Origin of the sequence: Bacillus sp. FSL R9-9410, from assembly GCF_038050385.1 — a bacterium.
GTDB classification, from domain to species: Bacteria; Bacillota; Bacilli; order Bacillales; family Bacillaceae_G; genus Bacillus_A; species Bacillus_A cereus_U.
Genome location: NZ_JBBOTV010000004.1, coordinates 1 through 17,626, shown reverse-complemented (window position 1 = coordinate 17,626; position 17,626 = coordinate 1). Strand labels below are relative to the sequence as shown.

Here is a 17,626-nt window from a genome sequence, read left to right as displayed (position 1 = left end):
TCATTTGAGGGAGCTGTTAGTATGTTGAAACGATCGTATCAAACGTTACTCATTATCATGAGTATGCTTCTAATTGTCTTAAATTTTGTATTTCCACTTACGAAAGCGAGTGCTGAAGTCATTAATCGTGAGAAATACGAAATGAATTGGAGTTTTAGTCCCATGTATGGGAAAGAGTTACGGACAGAACTACTGAAGAATGCGAATGGGCAAATTGCGTATTGTTTAACTTATGGAAAATTAAGTCCCAACGGTAATGATCTTCCAGAGATGGGGCGCACAGATGATGTTGTGTACCGAGTTCTTCTAAATGGATATCCGCAAAAGAGTCCAGAAGAATTAGGAGTTTCTGACTGGAAAGAGGCGCATTATGCGACACAGCTTAGTGTTTGGGCAGCGTTAGGTCAAATTGACATTAACGAAGTTCAGCATCGCAATGGGAATGTTGCAAAAGCCGTAAAAACCATTATTGATGGGGCAAATGCAAGCCAGGAAACACAAGACGTGTACATGAATGTAACACCAACAGACAATCAAGAAGCAAAGTTAAACGGTGAGTACTTTGAAACGACAGTGTATCAAATTGAAAGTAACGCTAAGAACGGTGTATTTACAGTTCAACTAGCTAATGCACCGAATGGAACGAAAGTTGTTTCAACAAAAGGTGAAGCAAAACAACAATTCAATTTAGGAGAACAATTCCGTATTTTGATACCGAAATCCTCTCAAACAGGTAACTTTTCCTTAAAAGTAACATCTAATCTTTCTAATTTGCAGGCAGTAGCGTATCAAGGAACTGATAAAGTCCAGGATGCAACAGTCCTTTTAGAAAAAAATGAGGAAAAGGTGAGTGCCGATCTACAAGTAAACTGGAAATCCCTTGGTGGATTGAAAGTTGTAAAAGTGGGAGAACAAAAAGAATTGCTACAAGGTGCAGTATTTGAAGTCATGAACAGTGCAAATGAAAAAGTAGGCACAATGACTACAAATGAGCAAGGTTCAGCAAGCCTTTCTGGTTTAGAAATCGGAACTTATACTCTTAAAGAGGTAAAATCACCTACTGGTTATGTACTAAATGGGCAGCCACAACAGATTGAAGTTAAAACAGGCGAGGTTGCAACGATTACAGTACAAAATACTAAAGTAAAAGGAAACATCGAGATTAAGAAATTAAGTGATAGCGGAAAAACTCTTCCAAAAGTAGAGTTCACAGTGTATACAGCAGAGGGAAAAGAAATTACAAAAACAACGACAAATGAACAAGGGATCGCACAAGTGAAGGATCTTCCATATGGAAAGTATTATTTTGTTGAGACAAAAGGGGTAGAAGGATACCTTCTTAATCAAACAAAATATCCATTCGAGATTAAAGAGCAAGGAAAAACACTAACATTTACAGTTGAAAATAAAGAAGTAAAAGGAAACGTGCAACTTCTTAAAGTGGATGGAGAGAATCCAGATAAAAAATTAGAAGGGGCGGTGTTCATTCTTCAAGATAGTAAAGGAAAGAAAATAAGTGAACACAAAAGTGATAAAAACGGCTTGATTGAAGTAAAAGACTTACCATTTGGAGCATACTCATTTGTTGAGAAGCAAGCACCAACTGGCTATGTTTTAACGAAAGAACTTATTCCTTTTAGTATCTCGGAACAAGGAAAGACAGTCATGCTAACAGCGCAAAATAAGCGAATCATAGGAGAGTTGGAGATTAGTAAGGTAGATATTGCGGATGGCAACAATAAACTTCCAAACGCTGAATTTACTATCTTTAACGAACAAGGAAAAGAAGTTGCAAAAGGAAAAACGGATGAAAACGGCATTGCAAAATTCAAACTTCCATATGGAAAGTACACATATAAAGAAACATTCGCACCAGACGGCTATTTACTGAATGAAGAAGTATTCCCTTTTGAAATTAAAGAGGATGGTCAAATTATTAAGCACACGGTGAAGGATCAGAAGAAACCGACACCACCTACACCAGAGACACCACAACCAGAACAGCCAGAACAACCACAAAAACCAGAAATACCACAAAAACCAGATCAACCAGAAGCGCCACAACCACAGGTACCGGAACAACCAAAAGCAACCGAAAAACCTGTCATTCCACAACTAGAGAAACCACAACAGATTGTTATGAAACCACAACTAGAACAAACACCAAAGAAAATTGAAACGTATCTTCCGACAACAGGCGGTAAAGCCGAAAATCCATACATAAAATGGATCGGTCTTGCATGTGTCGTACTTGGCTTAATTGGAGCTGTATTTGCAGTGAGAAATCGCAAGAAAACTCAATCATGAAAGGACTAAGAGTATATGACAAAATACCAAGCTCGTTTTAGTGAAATAGATGAAAATCCGCTTGGTTTTGCTATTGGATTTCGTAATGCATGTATACTCGTAATTCCCATTTGGACAGTTGTTTTTTGGATAGGGAGCAAGATATAAGAAACCGAGAGGGAGATTAAATGAGATGTCAGAAATCTACGTCGGTAAAACGAAAAAAATAGGGAAACTTGGGGAAGACGTTATGCATCGCAAGAGTGCTTGGTTGCCTGAAGAATTGATGCAAGCAATTTCAATCGCTCAAACTGTAATGAAACCATTAAAGCAACATGATTATTGGATAGAATCCGCTACAAAATTATTGGCAGGAAGTATTTTGTATCTGGATCAACGACATAAAAACCTATATTACCTAGATGTGAAAAAAGTTATTGAGTTCACTGAAATAATATATAAAAGTGAAGCGAACTTGGTAGAAGTAGTACATTCGCTTGAGAATGAGCATCCAGCTTATCATATCTTTCATGAGCTAGGTCTTTATTCAAAAGAAACAAGGGATGCGATAGCTATCACTTTGCTATACATTCTTGAAAAACATCAACGTGAAAAGCAAGAGGAACAAAAAGAGTATTTTTGGTTTCAGTAGTAGTCAGAAGAGGAAAATGAAATAGGAAGGAGTGCAATACATGTTAGGCGTAGCTAAGAAGTATACAAAGGTGATTAGAGCGTTGAAAGAGATGAATGAAGGGGAAAAGGTTGCAGGTGTGATAAAAGCTCGATTTGGGGCTTATAAATCGGTCATAGAAGGTGTGGAAGAAACAAACGATGATTTTATTTTCATTTTTGATCCGAAAGGCATCTTTTTTGAAGATACACATCATGAAAAACAAAAACAAGGATATCACATCATCAAACATGATTTGCTAACTAATTATGAAACGCTTGAAGTGGATTTAAAACAAAAGTCAGTTGTGTATATCAGTATAGAAACGGAAAGAAGTACGTATCAAGAGAGAGGAGAAGCATTATCAAATTTTCTTCAGTATCTAACAGAATGCAAGAATATAAGACCAATTCACCTGGTATTTCATCAATATGATTTGTACCCAATCCCTCATATGGAGCAGTTTTTGAAAGAAAGCGCAACATACCACATTCAGCATTCAATCGTAGTTGAATCTCAATCCGCATTACAACACATATACGGAAAAGAGGCAGCGCAACGCATCATAACCTCGTATAACACAACAATCCTAGCATGATATGAAGCACTCGTTCACTATTTCATCCTATATAGATGGCTAGAAAACTATACAAGGGAGAAGCGCTTTTCTCCCTTCTTTATCAAAAATAGGAGGCGTTCATATGAGAAAAGAACAAAGGCTCACATTCTATGATATTGCCGCATCACAAGCTCATAGTGTCAAAACTTTTGATGGAAAAACATACGAACTGAAAGGCACCATCGCAATTGAAAATAACACAGGAAGCATTGAAAATGTAGCTCAAATTTATTATCAAGTGCGTTCTGTCAGAGACGAACATCAAAACTTGATCGCAAAAAGGAAACATAAACAAGCGGAATTAGTAGCCGTAAAACAAAAGTGTAAATAAAAAAAGCGATTTTGAAGTGTGCTGAGAACATAGCACAAAGTAATTTGCTCTTTGACAATTTAGATATATATTGCGTATATCTTCCTTTCAGTAATGATGTAGAAGGATGATATACGGCTTTCAATATATATGCGTGCCTCCCTTGAAACGGTCACTAGAGGGGTTAGGTATACGATTATCGTTAGAAGAGTGCGTACGTAAAACTCATATCTGTGACCATTGGAAATGCATTGTATCAAAAATCTGTTTGCGCTAGTGATCGTGAGGAATATCCCATTTTGACATTCTAAAGAAGCGATAAACCATACAAACAGTAGATACATAAGGTTCTACGTTCATGCCAAAATACGTAGTGCGGTATTGGGCATATAGAAGCTAGGTCGGGGTTAGTTTCTATACGCATACCAATACAGGGTTCGTCATTCCAGCCATAAATGATATTTCCATTTTCTATCCCACTTTCCTTTAAATGTTATAAAATAAAGACAGATGTTGAAGTTTAAACGTGTCTCACCACACTTCAAAATCGCTTATAAAAATATGACATAGGGAGGAACATGCATGAGTCGTAAAGGGTGGATCATTTCCGCTGTTGTTGGACTGTTAATTGCAATTGGTATTGGTTCAACATTTGTCTTTAGTTCGGGAAAAGGGGAAGTAATGGAACTTAGTCCGTTAGAAATGAAAAAGTTCATGAGTGAGGATGGCACAGGTTTTGTAATATTGAATAATGATAAGAAAACAAGAGAAGATATACTTTTTAAAGTCGAAAAATTAGCAAAGCAAAACGATATACAGGTTAGAGAATTATTTGGGGGGAGAGAGGATGTTCCAAGAACAAGTAATCAGCATGACTTCGGCTTGTCACAAAAACGTGATACCCTTGCTTACTATGAAAAAGGAGAGTTGAAGAAAGCAATAAAGTTTGAAGAAATTAAACCATCTGATTTTGAAAAAGAAGTTACCTATTTTGTTCAAAATTGTAAAGAGCAATATCAGAAGTAATCACATAATCATTGAAAGGTGGTGATATAGTGACGATTTCACAGAGGGAATTAAGAAAAGAAAAAGATATGGTAGCAAACCTATTAAGAGCCAATGGTCAGGATTATAACCATTGGCTTCATTTACATCATCAGAAATACATTGAAGAAAATCAAGATTTAGTAATGAAAGCTTTACAAGCTTATAAAGCAACATCAACAGAAGTAAAAGAAGACAGCAAGGCGAATGAATCAAGTCAGCTTAGTAACGTATAAGCATTTAAAAATGAAAAGGGAGTGAATATATATGTCAATGTTGGAAACATTATCTCAAATGTTAGTGTTAGGTGATGCGATGGACGGTCTAATTAATACAGGGAATTCATTTATTGCATGGATGCAAAGAGGGGCGATGGTTAGTACAGCGATTGTATTTTGCTGGGGCGCTTATCTATTAATTTGGGGCGGTGAACGAGGAAGACATAAATGTATTTGGTGGTTTCTTGGTGGGGCAGCCGGACTTGTTATCGTAATGGGATGCCAATACTTAGCAGAGAGCGTAAATAGCAATGTAAAATTTGGTCAAATCTTATTCCCGTTTTTCTGGATGAAATAGTGAAAAAATATAAATAAGGCAATGAGGAGGCTATGCAAAGGGTATGGCTTTTTTTGTTGCCTTTTTTATTAGAATTTGAATTTGATACAAAAAGGGGGCTGGATTATGGGGTTTATCATTCAGTTTTTTAAAGAGTTTTATAGTAATCCAGTAGGATTCTACTTGATCGTGGCAATGATAGCTATGTTAGCATTTACTGTTTTTTATTTTATTTTCATGTGTATGGTGTCAACTGAGCGAGCTTATGATTTTTTAGGAAGGTTGTTAAGAGACCTTTTACCAATAATGTTTCTATTTGCTGTCTTCCTTGTATTAGGTTCTTTTTTGTACTATGCATTTTGAGATCAATTGAAATGAAAGTAAATATAAATCAAATGGAAGAAAGGAGAAGCCATGTTTGTCATTTTTAAGAGTAGCAATGGAACAGAAATTGAGTCGGGTAAGCAATATTCGTTTCATGAAGCTTATATCTTAACGAAACGATTAGAACGAGTTTATAGAGAGGCAGGGCGGCAAGAACATATTGATTTCGATTTGTTAGATGGTCATTCTAATGAAATTTATAACGGTACGTTATCGCTTGGTTCGAGATATGCAGACCATATTTTTGATCACATTTCTAAAAAAATGAATGTGATGCAATTAGATCCAGAACAAGAGGAACAAAAGAAGGAGCTGTTAGAAACATTAGAAAGAGAAATCAATGATTCTCCTTTTCATGAAGAATATGAATATCAAGAAGAATCACCAGAAAGGAAGGAAGAACCCTCTTATAGTCCATCGGATAAAGTGAAAACACAAATAAAGCCTGGAAAGGAAAATAGAAAAGTATTCAAGATTATTGCGAGTGTCATAGGAAGCGTGGTGTTAATTGGAGCTGGTGCCATATTTGCCTTTAAGTTATTCTCTTCCGAGCCAGTTTCGAGTGCAAATGCTGGTTCTGAACAATATGTAGTAAAAGGATTACAGCAGGCAGCCATTCAACAGTATGGAGAAGCCGTTAAATACTTCGATAAGGTCAATTACACAGAATTAGATAAAGATAGTCAGAAGGCAGTTTTATTTACTTATTTATTAAATGGAAAGGCAAATAAGGCATTACAATATGAGCCGAAATTTGCAGAAAGTGTGGTTGCTTATTTTATTGGGATAGACAACATGAATAAAATCAATGAAATTGATGTCAAAAATGATGTAATCGACTTTGAAAAAGCAGCGCTTAATAAGAAATATGAGGAGGTAATCAAGCTTAAGGGGAAAGTCAATATGGATGGTAGACGTGAAAAACTCATTGTTGAAGCTTTTGTACATCTAAAAAAATATGAAGATTGTTATTCTTTTGCTAAAACGCAAGGAAATAAAAACTTGATGAAAGAGGTCAAAGAATTAGAGAAACGAGATATCCAACAATCTACGATAAGTGAAGAGGAAAAGAAAGCTAAGATTGAAAGAATTGATAAAGATCTACAGAACATCTAAGGGGGAGAGAATAACATGCCTTTAAATTATGAGAATCTGTACAAAAAAATGGGAATTGTTTTTCTTGGTGGTTCATTGATATTAAGTACGACAGGTTGCAGTTGGTTTGGAAGTAAGGAATCATCAAAAAGTAAATCAGCTATTACAAAAAAGGTAGATAAGAATAAGCCGGATGAAAAGAAAGAAGATCTGAACAAACAAGATTTTGAAGCAATTACAGAAAACGCAATTCAAAGTAAGGATAATGAAGTTGCTTATGTACTCGAAGAGCTTGATAAATCAAAAATTAATTTTAAGGAAAAATCTATTGTAAGTAATCTTCAAAATGGGGATGAAACCACTTCTCGTGTTCTAGCACTCTTTGATAAAGAAACAACAGATAAAACACTTCAAGATACAACAAAAGATAATGTGATAGCAGCTATTACAGATAATAAGCCACAAGTCACCGTGAATGGAGATCATTTTGCATTTGGTGATCAAAATATTGATTCTTCAGTAGCGAGTATAGGAGATATTCTTCCAACAGAGAAGAAACCAGATGCAATTGTGAACCCACCAATTACACCGGAAGGTGAGAATGGTAATACGGAAAATACAGGGACAGAAAAACCAACAGAATCGGAGAAACCAACAAATCCAGAGAAGCCAACAGAACCGGAGAAACCAACAAATCCAGAAAAGCCAACAGAACCGGAGAAACCAACAGATCCAGAAAAACCAACAGAACCAGAGAAACCAACAGATCCAGAAAAACCGACTGATCCAGAAAAACCAACAGAACCAGAGAAGCCAACAGAACCAGAGAAGCCAACAGAACCGGAGAAACCAACAGATCCAGAAAAACCAACAGAACCAGAGAAGCCAACAGAACCGGAGAAACCAACAGATCCAGAAAAACCGACTGATCCAGAGAAACCAACAGATCCAGAAAAACCGACTGATCCAGAGAAACCGACAGATCCAGAAAAACCGACTGATCCAGAGAAACCGACTGATCCAGAGAAACCAACAGATCCAGAAAAACCAACAGAACCAGAGAAGCCAACAGATCCAGAGAAACCAACAGAACCGGAGAAACCAACAGAACCAGAGAAGCCAACAGAACCAGAAAAACCAACAGAACCAGAAAAACCGACTGATCCAGAAAAACCAACAGAACCAGAAAAACCGACTGATCCAGAAAAACCAACAGAACCAGAGAAGCCAACAGATCCAGAGAAACCAACAGAACCGGAGAAACCAACAAATCCAGAGAAGCCAACAGAACCGGAGAAACCAACAAATCCAGAGAAGCCAACAGAACCGGAGAGACCAACAAATCCAGAAAAGCCAACAGAATTAAATAAACAAGAATCAAAATCAGATGTAACAGTTTAAAGGGGGATTCGCTTACCCATGTACAAGGATGAAATTTCAATTAAATATAAATTAGCTGAAAAAAAAGTACTCATTCCATTGAGTACTTTTTTGTTTGTTGGAATGTTTTTAATCGCTAATTTTTTACTCAATTTATCTTTAGAGCTGATAGAAACAACATTTAGTGATTTATTACACCCTAAACCATTTCATATAGAGGTAGGATTTCTTTTTCGGATGCTAATTGCAGAACATCCGATTTACTACATGCTTGTTTTCCTTGTAGTAATTGGAACCATTGCAAGAACAGTGTACAAATTGAAATCTTCCTTTAAAAACTTAAATAATCATCAGAAAGGATCTAGTCGCTTTACAACAGTTGAAGAGTTGAAAAAGCAATACCGAGCTGTACCAGATCGAGAGGAATCATTTAAAGGTGGCGGTGGTGTTGTTATATCTCGATTAGGTGACAAGGTATTTATTGATGATAGCCCGGTAAACAATTTAATCATTGGTACAACACGGTCTGGTAAAGGGGAAACTTATGTATTTCCTACAATTGATGTCTATTCTAGAGCGGAACATAAACCATCATTAATTTTTAACGATCCAAAAGGTGAGCTCTTCAGTGCATCGAAAGAAACACTGGAAGAACGAGGCTATCACATTGAAGTTTTGAATTTGTTAACCCCACTCGATTCTATGAGCTACAACTTATTGCAGCTTGTCAAAGATGCCTATAAAGATGGGGATTATTCAACGGCACAGGCATTATGTAAAACACTCTCTCACACTTTGTATTATAAACCAGGTGTTAAAGATCCTTTTTGGCAAGATTGCGCTATGAGTTTATGTAATGCAATGGTCTTAGCTATAACAGATAAATGTATTGCGGAGGGAGCAGAAGAAAAAATAACGATGTATGCAGTAGCTAACATGTTATCGGAACTTGGTTCGAAAGAGATAATTATAGATCCAGATGAACCACCTAAAAATGCTTTGGATTTATATTTTGAAAGTTTACCATCAGACAGTGTTGCGAAAATGCAATATGCAACTTCTAATTTCTCAAAAGGGCAAGCTAGAGGCGGTATTTTCACACAAACAATGAATGGTTTATCTATTTTTACTTTTGATGAAATTGCTAAAATGACAGCGAAAAATAGTGTGGATTTAAAACGTGTAGGTTTTGGAAAAACGATAAAAGGAAAAGTAACACCTAGAAAACGAGTAGAAATTGTATTTCCGGATGGTTCAAAGGAGTCTATCAAATCAGATATTACGGGTCGTTTTGCATTAGATTTTAAGAAAGTAATACAAGTTGGGGATACCATCCAATTTAATGAAAAAGGAAATAAGAAAAAGAAAACATCTATTTCTATTATGAAAATAGATGAAGAGACAGGTGATACAGAATTTAAAGTAGTAGAAGAAAATGAAGATATACAAGTAACAACAGTGGATTATTTTGATAAACCAGTGGCTATTTTTATGATTACACCAGACTTTGATTCTTCGAATCATGTCATTGCTTCTATTTTCGTAAGACAGCTTTATTTTATATTGGCTAAGGGTGCATCCCTCGCTCGTGGAGGGAAATGTCACCGTGAAGTGGTTTTTTGCCTAGATGAGTTTGGAAATATGCCGAGTATTGAAGGAATGGCAAATATTATCACGGTTTGTCTTGGTAGAAATGTTCGCTTTAACCTTGTAATCCAGGCATATGCACAATTGAAAAATAAGTATGGTGAGGATGCAGATACGATTGATGGAAACTGTGGGAATACCATCTATATTCTAACTAACGATCAAGAAACCGCCGAAAAAGTGTCCAAAAAACTAGGGAATCAGACAATTAACCTACCTTCCCGAAGTGGAAAAGGTCTTTCTACTGATAAAAATAAAACGGAAGGTCTAGATCAACGACCATTGTTAACAGCAAATGAACTTATGAATTTTAAAGAAGGAGAAAGTGCCGTTATTCGTGTCATAAAACGTCAGGATAATAACCGAAGACGTATCAGACCTCGACCAATTTATAATACGGGAGAAACAGCCTTAAAATATAGATGGGAGTACTTAGGAGTAGAGTTCGATACAGATAAATCTATTTTAGATATAGATATTGATTCCCTACATGATGATGTAAATCCAAAATCACTCATTGTAGATTTTCTAGGAGAAAAAAAGGAAGAACAAGTTAAGAAAGAACCATCAGAGCCGGAACGGGAAGATTTGCCAACAGTAGAGACAACGCAGCCAGTAGAAGAGCCAACAATGATGGGAATTGATGAAGAGATTCCGGAAGAGGCGTTTCAACAGGAAGATAGCCCGTTTGATTCCCTTTCCATTGAAAATTGGAAAGGAAAAACGGTTAACGAATTTTTCGAATCTGATTTAGCGGTTTTGAAACTGGTTGATAAGTTCTTTTTAGCACAGTTAGGGAAAGCAATAGATGAGGTTGAAAATCAAGAAATGGGCGAGTTTTACAGTGAATTTCAAATGTTAGCTAACAATGACCACATCGACAAAAGTGTTTATCAAGCAGTCGAAAACAAGATTAATCGAATCTTGCGTGATTTAGAAGAAAAAGAACAAGTGACGAGTTAGAAAAGCACTCAAATGATTGAGTGCTTTTTTGAATTCAAACTAAAGGAGGAAGAGGGAATGTGCGTACCGACAATAACGGATAAAATGCAATTGATTTTGGATAGTTACTCGCCATTTGTAACAGAAGAAAATGAGGTCATTCTTGGTCTAGAAGATGCGGTTCTTTTCCTTTCAGTAGATCGGGAACAAAAAGGGAAATTGATTATTCGTATTGACAGACTGAATGAAAGGGTGAATTGGACAGCAAAGGAAGTATTAGGGCAGTAGTAAGCAAGAGAGGAGGATAAATGGTGAAAGATGAAGAGATTTTAAAAACTATAGAAGCGTTCTCGGATTATCTTCAAGTAGGAGACATCGTGAATTATGTATTGCGTTGGCTAGGATGGTTCCTAATTGTAGGCTTATCTTTAATTGTAGATGCTTTAGAAGGTGTCACAGATGCCATACTGGGGATTAAAGGATTCTTTAATTCACCGGAAATACAAAATTTTGTTGATATGTTATATCCATTGTTTGTCGTTCTTTTAGCCATATCATTTTTATATATTGGCTACATGTTCATTATGAACAAACAAATGAACCGTTCTCAAATTATCATCAATATTTTTGTAACACTGAGTGTACTTTGTTTATTAAGTACTGGTATGACAAAGGTTGATAAGTTCACCGATGATGCCATAGCAGTTGTAAAATCAGAACAAAAGGGTTCTTTAAGTGATGAAATTATTAAGAAAAACATAACGGATATTGCAGTAATTGACCAAAACGGATGGAAAAAGAAAGAAGATATGAATCCGAAAAATAATATTCCGGAAAAAAGTATTAGACAAATTGATATTACTGAAAAGATAGATAAAGATTTTGAATTTGCGAAGGATAAGGAATTATCTGAAGGTGGTCAAGATATTCTTAAGTATAAAAGAGTGATGGATGGAATGGGAGTGGCATCTATAGCTGAATTAAAAGATGGCTGGTTTGATTTCTTTCCAGAAAAGTATTATCGCTGGCATTGGAACTTTTGGAACATATTCTTTACTTTACTAATAACTGGCGCAACGTTGTTATTGGTAAGTATTAAATTAGCTAGATTATTTTATGAATTGGCATTTAACTATTTGTTAGCCAACATCTTAGCACCAGCCGATGTTGCAAATGGTCAAAAATTAAAAGCGGTGTTATCGAATATCCTCAATATATTTATAGCAACGATTATGATATTCCTATCTTTGAAGCTATATATAATGGGAACGGCGTTTCTCCATGACAAATTAAATGGTGTACCGTATCTGATTGCATTAGCGGCATTTAGTATGGCAGTTCTAGATGGCCCGGCAGTCGTAGAAAGGTTATTCGGTATAGATATTGGATTAAAGAGCAGTTGGGGCATGTTAGCAGGTGGTATAGCAGGTGGTTTCGCACTTGGTAAAGGAATTGGTGCTCTTGCAAACTCAAAACCAATGAAGAGTCTAGGGAATATGATTGGAAAAGGGGCGAAAGGTGCAGCAGAAGGAACGGGTGTTGCAGCTAAAAAAGCAGGTGCGGCAGCGATGGCAACAGGTGGTGGCGTCGCTGGGCTCATAAGTGGCTTAAAAAAAGGGAATGAGTCTGAAAATAAAGAGTCCTTGCAAGATCAAATGAAAAAAGCGGATCAGAAGAAAGGAAATGGAAATGATTTAGCAAAAAATGAAAAAGAAAAAGGTAACTTAAATAAGGAAGAAGATAAAAAGAATGGTGGCACGCCATCTATTCAAGAAGATATAAAAAAAGAAGGGAACGAGAACCCTGGGGTAGCAAATGGGCAAGAATCGGGAACAACAAGTCTTCAAGATGAAATGAAGGAAGCTGGAAAAGCAAATGGAGCAAGTGAAGGAAATCCAACAGCCGGAACGGTAAAACAAGGAGCAAGCGCAGGAGGTCAAACACCAGGAACAGTAAGACAGGGAACAAGCGCAGGAAGTCAAACAGCCGGAGCGGTAAGACAAGGAGCAAGTGAAGGAAGTCAAACAGCAGGAACAGTAAGACAAGGAGCAAATGAAGGAAGTCAAACAGCAGGAACAGTAAGACAAGGAGCAAGTGAAGGAAGTCAAACAGCAGGAACAGTAAGACAAGGGGCAAGTGAAGGAAGTCAAACGCCAGGAACAGTAAGACAAGGGGCAAGTGAAGGAAGTCAAACGCCAGGAACAGTAAGACAAGGAGCAAGTGAAGGAAGTCAAACACCAGGAACGGCAAGACAAGGAGCAAGTGAAGGAAGTCAAACACCGGGAACAGTAAGACAAGGAGCAAGTGAAGGAAGTCCGGCACCAGTAGAAACATCAAGACCAGCACCAAGCGGAAGTAGCCCGGCACCAGTGGAAACATCAAGACCAGTACCAAGTGGAAGTAGCCCGGCACCAGTAGAAGCATCAAGACCAGTACCAAGTGGAGGAAGCCTGGCACCAATGGAAACACCAAGATCAGTGCCAAGTGGAAGTAGCCCGGCACCAGTAGAAGCATCAAGACCAGTACCAAGTGGAGGAAGCCCGGCACCAGTGGAAACACCAAGATCAGTGCCAAGTGGAGGAAGCCCGGCACCAATGGAAACACCAAGATCAGTGCCAAGTGGAGGAAGCCCGGCATCAGCCGACATCGTAACGGTGACACATAGTAGCCCAATTATTCCTTATGAAAGTGATAAAGAAGTGGCAGCAAGTAGAAGTCAGGAAACACGGACATTAGGACAATATACAACCGATAAAGTTAAAAATACAACATCATCCGTGAAACAAAAGGTAAGAGGAGTACAAGAGCGCATTCATAATTCTGAAACGGTACAGAATACAAAGCGTTTTTATCAGATGGGGCAAAACACAGGTAAAAGTTGGAGAGATATTGTAAACAAAAATAAAAATAATACAGATAAAAAATAAGCGTAATCGTACGCTTATTTTTTATTGTCGAAAAGGAGGGAATCCCGATGAGAAGCTATCGGATTCCGAAGGAAATCAGTACAGAATTACGGATTAATAAAGTGCTTTATTTAATAGATTTCTTTTTATTAATTGGCTTATTAGTTGTAACGATGATTCTTAGGAATTTTGTACATGATTCCTTTCAATTACCATTTGTTATTTTCATGGCAGCTATTGCAATTATCATGATATGGCGACCAAGTACGAATCCTCAAAAACGAATGTATGAAGTGTTGATTATTACATTGCTAAGAAGAAAAGGCGCATATTGTGCCATTGATAACGATCAATAAGGGAGGGATCACATATGGCGTTATTCAGCGAAAAAGATGTGGAGAAAGAAGAGCCCAAACAACTAGAAATACCGAAGAAAAAAGCATTTCGATTTAACGAAAAAAATGTAAAAGAATCACTTTCTGAACCAAAAGAAATTGTGAAGGTGGTACCCAACCAAAAGAAAGAAGAAAAAACAAAGGTAGAACCAAAAGTAAAAAGACAAAAGAAAGAAAAACCAAAGAAAGATGTTTCGAATAAGAAAAATCCCAAACTTTTAGGTTTTTTATCTAGAAAAAAGAAAGAAGCACCACCGAAGGTAAAGAAAAGTATTGCGGAAATTATGCAAATCGTAGACATGACGGAGGATGGCATATTTGAGCTGAAAAATGAGGAGTTTTTAGAAATTCTTCAAGTCGAAGGTGATGATATGTTCTCAAAGAATAGCGACGAACAAGCATTTGTTATTTTCTCACATGCTTATTTTTATCAAGCCTACAAACATTCCATTAAACTCGTTTTTTTAAACTTCCCATGTCAAACAACTGAACAACAACGATATATGGAGAAGAAAATTAAAGAATGTACCAGTCCTTTGTATGAACGGATTTTAAATCAAAAGTTAAAAGAACTTCAGTTTTTAGAATGGGGCAGAACAAATCGTGAAGCCTTCCTATTTATTTACGGAGAAACAGAACTAATCGTAAAAGAACGTGTGGATGCAGCAAAGCGATATATCAAACGCTCTACCGAGCTATTAGAGGTGGATGAAGAGAAAAAGTTAGAGCTTATGTTTAAATTGTTTAATCAAAATGCAAAATTAGGAACGAAAAATATATGGTAGTAAGGGGGAAACAATATGTTTGCGTTCAAAAGTAAAAAATCTAAAAAAGAAAAACAAGAAGAACTAAAAAAGAAGAAAGGTTACAACCCATATTTCGTGGCTAGAGTTCAGCCACAAGGGGGAATCAGCTTTAAAGAAAGTTATGTGCAAACAGGTGATGGAGTAGGTACTTGTATTCATGTTTTTGATTATCCAACAGAAGTAAATGATTTTTGGTTAGAACAAATTATGAATATGCCAAATGTGATCACAACATTAGATGTAATGAGTGATGATCGAAAAGAGGTTGTTGAATCGATTAATAAATCCATGAGTGAACAAAGTGTTCGGCATGATACAGCGAAAGATAATATAGATCGGATTGATGCGAAAAATGAATTTTTAGAGTTAGAAGCTCTCTACACGGATTTGAAACAAGGTGAGGTCATGAAACGTATCCATATCCGTATCTATGTTTCCGCTAGAACATTAGATGAATTAGAAAAACAAGTAAAAGAGATCATGGAAACTTTAGAATCTTATAATTTTCGAGGAGCTGTCTTTTTAAATGAACAAGAGTATGAATGGGATGCACTTGTAACGAGCTTTGATACACAAAAAAATTATGTGAACCGAAGAAAAGGAAAAGAAATTCCGGCAGTCAGTTTGGCTGGTGGATGTCCATTTCACTACTCTTATTTGCACGATCCATACGGTACGTATTATGGAACAACGAAAACAAAAGGAAATGTTATTTTTGATATGTTTCATAAAGACAAACAAAGAAAGAGTTATAACGGTGTAATGGTTGGAAAGCCTGGTGCTGGAAAATCAACATTGTTAAAAAAGAAAACCGTGGACTATGCAAGTAAAGGTCACTTTGTTCGGGTATTTGATGTTGTAGAAGAGTTTACAGATACGGTAGAAGAGCTAGGTGGAAAGACAATTGCATTAGATGGATCGCAAGGTCAGATTAACCCACTTCAAGTGTATAAGACAGCAGAAAGTGAGGAAGTTAGTTTTACTCAGCATTTATCTAAACTGACAATTATTTATCGATTCATTGCGCCAGAAGCAAAAGATGATGAAATTAAAGAATATGAAAATTTGCTTCGTAGATTATATATTCGTATGGGATTATGGAATGATGAAAAAGGAGCAAAAAATGAAATTACAACAAGAAAGCCAAAAGAATATCCGATTTTCTCTGACTTTTTAATGTTTGTTTGTAAAGAATTATATCAAGATGTAAAAGCTAGAAAGCATCATGATAATTTAGGAGACAGTAGAATTCATCGTTTAGAGTTAATTGAGTTAAATCTTACGAATTTAGTAGAAGCATATGCAGAATTATTTGATGGGCATTCTACAATTGAAGATTTCAAGAAAGAACAAGTTGTATCTTTTTCCTTACGGAATATATCCAGTTTTAAACCAGAGGTATTCCAGGCACAGATTTTTAATGTGTTAACTCTCCTTTGGAATGAAATGATTTCAAATGGTGCGCCTCAATTAAGAGCCTTTAACAAAAAGCAACTTGCTTTTGAAGATGTAATTCGTTATTTCATTATTATTGACGAGGCGCATCATATTATAAATACGAAAAAAGAAAGTGCTCATGCTCTACAATTTTTAACGAAACTTAGTCGAGAAGATCGAAAATATTTTGCAGGGCTTTTATATGCAAGTCACACGATTCGAGATTTTGTACCGGAAGGATCTTCACAAGAAATGATTGATGAAATTAAAAAGCTATTTGAACTTACACAGTACAAATTTATTATGCAGCAAGATAATAACAGTTTAGATATGTTACGAAAAGTATTTGCAGGACAGTTAAGTGAAAGTGAGATTGCAGCCATTCCGCATTTGCCAACAGGGGATGTCATTTTAAGTATTGGGGCTGTAAAAAACATTCATTTTCATGTAGAAGTAACAGACGAAGAATTGATGTTATTTGGGGGAGGTGCTTAATACCATGCATCTAGTTTTAAAGATTATACCAAGGAAATGGCTCATCACTTTAGCATTAATTGTGATGGGTCTTTTTTCTTTTCTTTTACTTGGAGTTATGAGTATTTTTATTGCGGCAATGGGTGGAGAGAGTGGAACAGACGCAGGTGATATTACGTATACAGGTGAAGGGCAAGTCATGAATGTTTCACCCGAAGTTTTGAAATGGGAGCCAACCATTCGGAAGCATGCGAAAGCCTTTGGTGTGGAACCGTTTGTCGCTTTAATGCTTGCTCAAATGATGCAAGAAAGCGGAGGGCGTGGCAGCGATCCGATGCAGAGTTCCGAAGGCGCATTTAATACGAAATATTGTAAATCACCAAACTGTATTACTGATCCAGATTACAGTATTTGGGCTGGTGTACAGGAGTTTAAACATGCGATAGAGCGAGCTGGTGTAACGAGTCCAGGAGACATGGATCATATCAAAACAGCACTTCAAGCATACAACTTTGGAACAGGATTTTTTGATTTTGTTGGTGCAAATGGTGGTAAATATACGAAAGAAATAGCAATCAAATTTTCACAACAACAGTATCAAAAAGTAAAACATACTGGCATGTATCATTGCCTTAGACCAGAAGCTGTACCGTATCAAGCGTGTTATGGCGATATC

General features: G+C 36.6%; 18 protein-coding genes. All 18 read left to right on the top strand.

Annotated features, from left to right (window positions below):
- Positions 1-21: 21 nt before the first annotated feature.
- Complete coding sequence (locus MKX77_RS29220) at positions 22-2,307, top strand: SpaA isopeptide-forming pilin-related protein (protein WP_341308581.1); 2,286 nt, start codon at positions 22-24, stop codon at positions 2,305-2,307.
- A gap of 15 nt (positions 2,308-2,322) precedes the next feature.
- A complete protein-coding gene (locus MKX77_RS29215) occupies positions 2,323-2,454 on the top strand; it encodes a hypothetical protein (protein WP_309515460.1) in 132 nt (43 codons plus the stop codon).
- Positions 2,455-2,479: 25 nt separating this feature from the next.
- Positions 2,480-2,938, top strand: a complete 459-nt coding sequence (locus MKX77_RS29210; RefSeq protein WP_098342629.1) for a TRAG family protein — start codon at positions 2,480-2,482, stop codon at positions 2,936-2,938.
- Positions 2,939-2,978: 40 nt separating this feature from the next.
- Positions 2,979-3,554 carry a type IV secretory system conjugative DNA transfer family protein gene (locus MKX77_RS29205; protein ID WP_219375550.1) on the top strand — a complete coding sequence of 192 codons (576 nt, stop codon included), beginning with the start codon at positions 2,979-2,981 and terminating at the stop codon, positions 3,552-3,554.
- A 103-nt stretch (positions 3,555-3,657) separates the two neighbouring features.
- Entirely contained in the window at positions 3,658-3,906 is a 249-nt protein-coding gene (locus tag MKX77_RS29200; protein ID WP_113710522.1) for a hypothetical protein, read from the top strand.
- Between the two features lie 561 nt (positions 3,907-4,467).
- A complete protein-coding gene (locus tag MKX77_RS29195) occupies positions 4,468-4,911 on the top strand; it encodes a hypothetical protein (protein WP_341308580.1) in 444 nt (147 codons plus the stop codon).
- 29 nt (positions 4,912-4,940) lie between these two features.
- Entirely contained in the window at positions 4,941-5,165 is a 225-nt protein-coding gene (locus tag MKX77_RS29190) for a hypothetical protein (RefSeq protein WP_341308579.1), read from the top strand.
- Between the two features lie 31 nt (positions 5,166-5,196).
- Complete coding sequence (locus MKX77_RS29185; RefSeq protein WP_000062187.1) at positions 5,197-5,505, top strand: hypothetical protein; 309 nt, start codon at positions 5,197-5,199, stop codon at positions 5,503-5,505.
- A 105-nt stretch (positions 5,506-5,610) separates the two neighbouring features.
- Positions 5,611-5,847, top strand: coding sequence for a hypothetical protein (locus MKX77_RS29180; RefSeq protein WP_341308578.1), 237 nt, complete (start codon positions 5,611-5,613; stop codon positions 5,845-5,847).
- A 51-nt stretch (positions 5,848-5,898) separates the two neighbouring features.
- Positions 5,899-6,984 (top strand): hypothetical protein, encoded by a 1,086-nt coding sequence (locus MKX77_RS29175; protein ID WP_341308577.1) that lies wholly within the window; start codon positions 5,899-5,901, stop codon positions 6,982-6,984.
- 15 nt (positions 6,985-6,999) lie between these two features.
- A complete protein-coding gene (locus MKX77_RS29170; RefSeq protein WP_341308576.1) occupies positions 7,000-8,364 on the top strand; it encodes a hypothetical protein in 1,365 nt (454 codons plus the stop codon).
- 18 nt (positions 8,365-8,382) lie between these two features.
- Entirely contained in the window at positions 8,383-10,953 is a 2,571-nt protein-coding gene (locus MKX77_RS29165; RefSeq protein ID WP_341308575.1) for a VirD4-like conjugal transfer protein, CD1115 family, read from the top strand.
- A gap of 57 nt (positions 10,954-11,010) precedes the next feature.
- Entirely contained in the window at positions 11,011-11,220 is a 210-nt protein-coding gene (locus MKX77_RS29160; protein ID WP_000338017.1) for a hypothetical protein, read from the top strand.
- A gap of 23 nt (positions 11,221-11,243) precedes the next feature.
- Positions 11,244-13,859 carry a pLS20_p028 family conjugation system transmembrane protein gene (locus MKX77_RS29155; RefSeq protein WP_341308574.1) on the top strand — a complete coding sequence of 872 codons (2,616 nt, stop codon included), beginning with the start codon at positions 11,244-11,246 and terminating at the stop codon, positions 13,857-13,859.
- A 47-nt stretch (positions 13,860-13,906) separates the two neighbouring features.
- Positions 13,907-14,194 (top strand): DUF5592 family protein, encoded by a 288-nt coding sequence (locus MKX77_RS29150; RefSeq protein WP_002130425.1) that lies wholly within the window; start codon positions 13,907-13,909, stop codon positions 14,192-14,194.
- 14 nt (positions 14,195-14,208) lie between these two features.
- A complete protein-coding gene (locus MKX77_RS29145) occupies positions 14,209-15,018 on the top strand; it encodes a hypothetical protein (RefSeq protein WP_341308573.1) in 810 nt (269 codons plus the stop codon).
- 15 nt (positions 15,019-15,033) lie between these two features.
- Positions 15,034-16,971 (top strand): VirB4 family type IV secretion system protein, encoded by a 1,938-nt coding sequence (locus tag MKX77_RS29140; protein ID WP_341308572.1) that lies wholly within the window; start codon positions 15,034-15,036, stop codon positions 16,969-16,971.
- 4 nt (positions 16,972-16,975) lie between these two features.
- Positions 16,976-17,626 (top strand): lysozyme family protein (locus MKX77_RS29135; RefSeq protein ID WP_341308571.1); only part of this gene is annotated, 651 nt, incomplete at its 3' end.

Bases quoted from the DNA above. Each gene is read 5' to 3' on its own strand.
- MKX77_RS29220 (WP_341308581.1), top strand. From the start codon at position 22: ATGTTGAAACGATCGTATCAAACGTTACTCATTATCATGAGTATGCTT.
- MKX77_RS29215 (WP_309515460.1), top strand. From the start codon at position 2,323: ATGACAAAATACCAAGCTCGTTTTAGTGAAATAGATGAAAATCCGCTT.
- MKX77_RS29210 (WP_098342629.1), top strand. From the start codon at position 2,480: ATGTCAGAAATCTACGTCGGTAAAACGAAAAAAATAGGGAAACTTGGG.
- MKX77_RS29205 (WP_219375550.1), top strand. From the start codon at position 2,979: ATGTTAGGCGTAGCTAAGAAGTATACAAAGGTGATTAGAGCGTTGAAA.
- MKX77_RS29200 (WP_113710522.1), top strand. From the start codon at position 3,658: ATGAGAAAAGAACAAAGGCTCACATTCTATGATATTGCCGCATCACAA.
- MKX77_RS29195 (WP_341308580.1), top strand. From the start codon at position 4,468: ATGAGTCGTAAAGGGTGGATCATTTCCGCTGTTGTTGGACTGTTAATT.
- MKX77_RS29185 (WP_000062187.1), top strand. From the start codon at position 5,197: ATGTCAATGTTGGAAACATTATCTCAAATGTTAGTGTTAGGTGATGCG.
- MKX77_RS29180 (WP_341308578.1), top strand. From the start codon at position 5,611: ATGGGGTTTATCATTCAGTTTTTTAAAGAGTTTTATAGTAATCCAGTA.
- MKX77_RS29175 (WP_341308577.1), top strand. From the start codon at position 5,899: ATGTTTGTCATTTTTAAGAGTAGCAATGGAACAGAAATTGAGTCGGGT.
- MKX77_RS29170 (WP_341308576.1), top strand. From the start codon at position 7,000: ATGCCTTTAAATTATGAGAATCTGTACAAAAAAATGGGAATTGTTTTT.
- MKX77_RS29165 (WP_341308575.1), top strand. From the start codon at position 8,383: ATGTACAAGGATGAAATTTCAATTAAATATAAATTAGCTGAAAAAAAA.
- MKX77_RS29160 (WP_000338017.1), top strand. From the start codon at position 11,011: ATGTGCGTACCGACAATAACGGATAAAATGCAATTGATTTTGGATAGT.
- MKX77_RS29150 (WP_002130425.1), top strand. From the start codon at position 13,907: ATGAGAAGCTATCGGATTCCGAAGGAAATCAGTACAGAATTACGGATT.
- MKX77_RS29145 (WP_341308573.1), top strand. From the start codon at position 14,209: ATGGCGTTATTCAGCGAAAAAGATGTGGAGAAAGAAGAGCCCAAACAA.
- MKX77_RS29140 (WP_341308572.1), top strand. From the start codon at position 15,034: ATGTTTGCGTTCAAAAGTAAAAAATCTAAAAAAGAAAAACAAGAAGAA.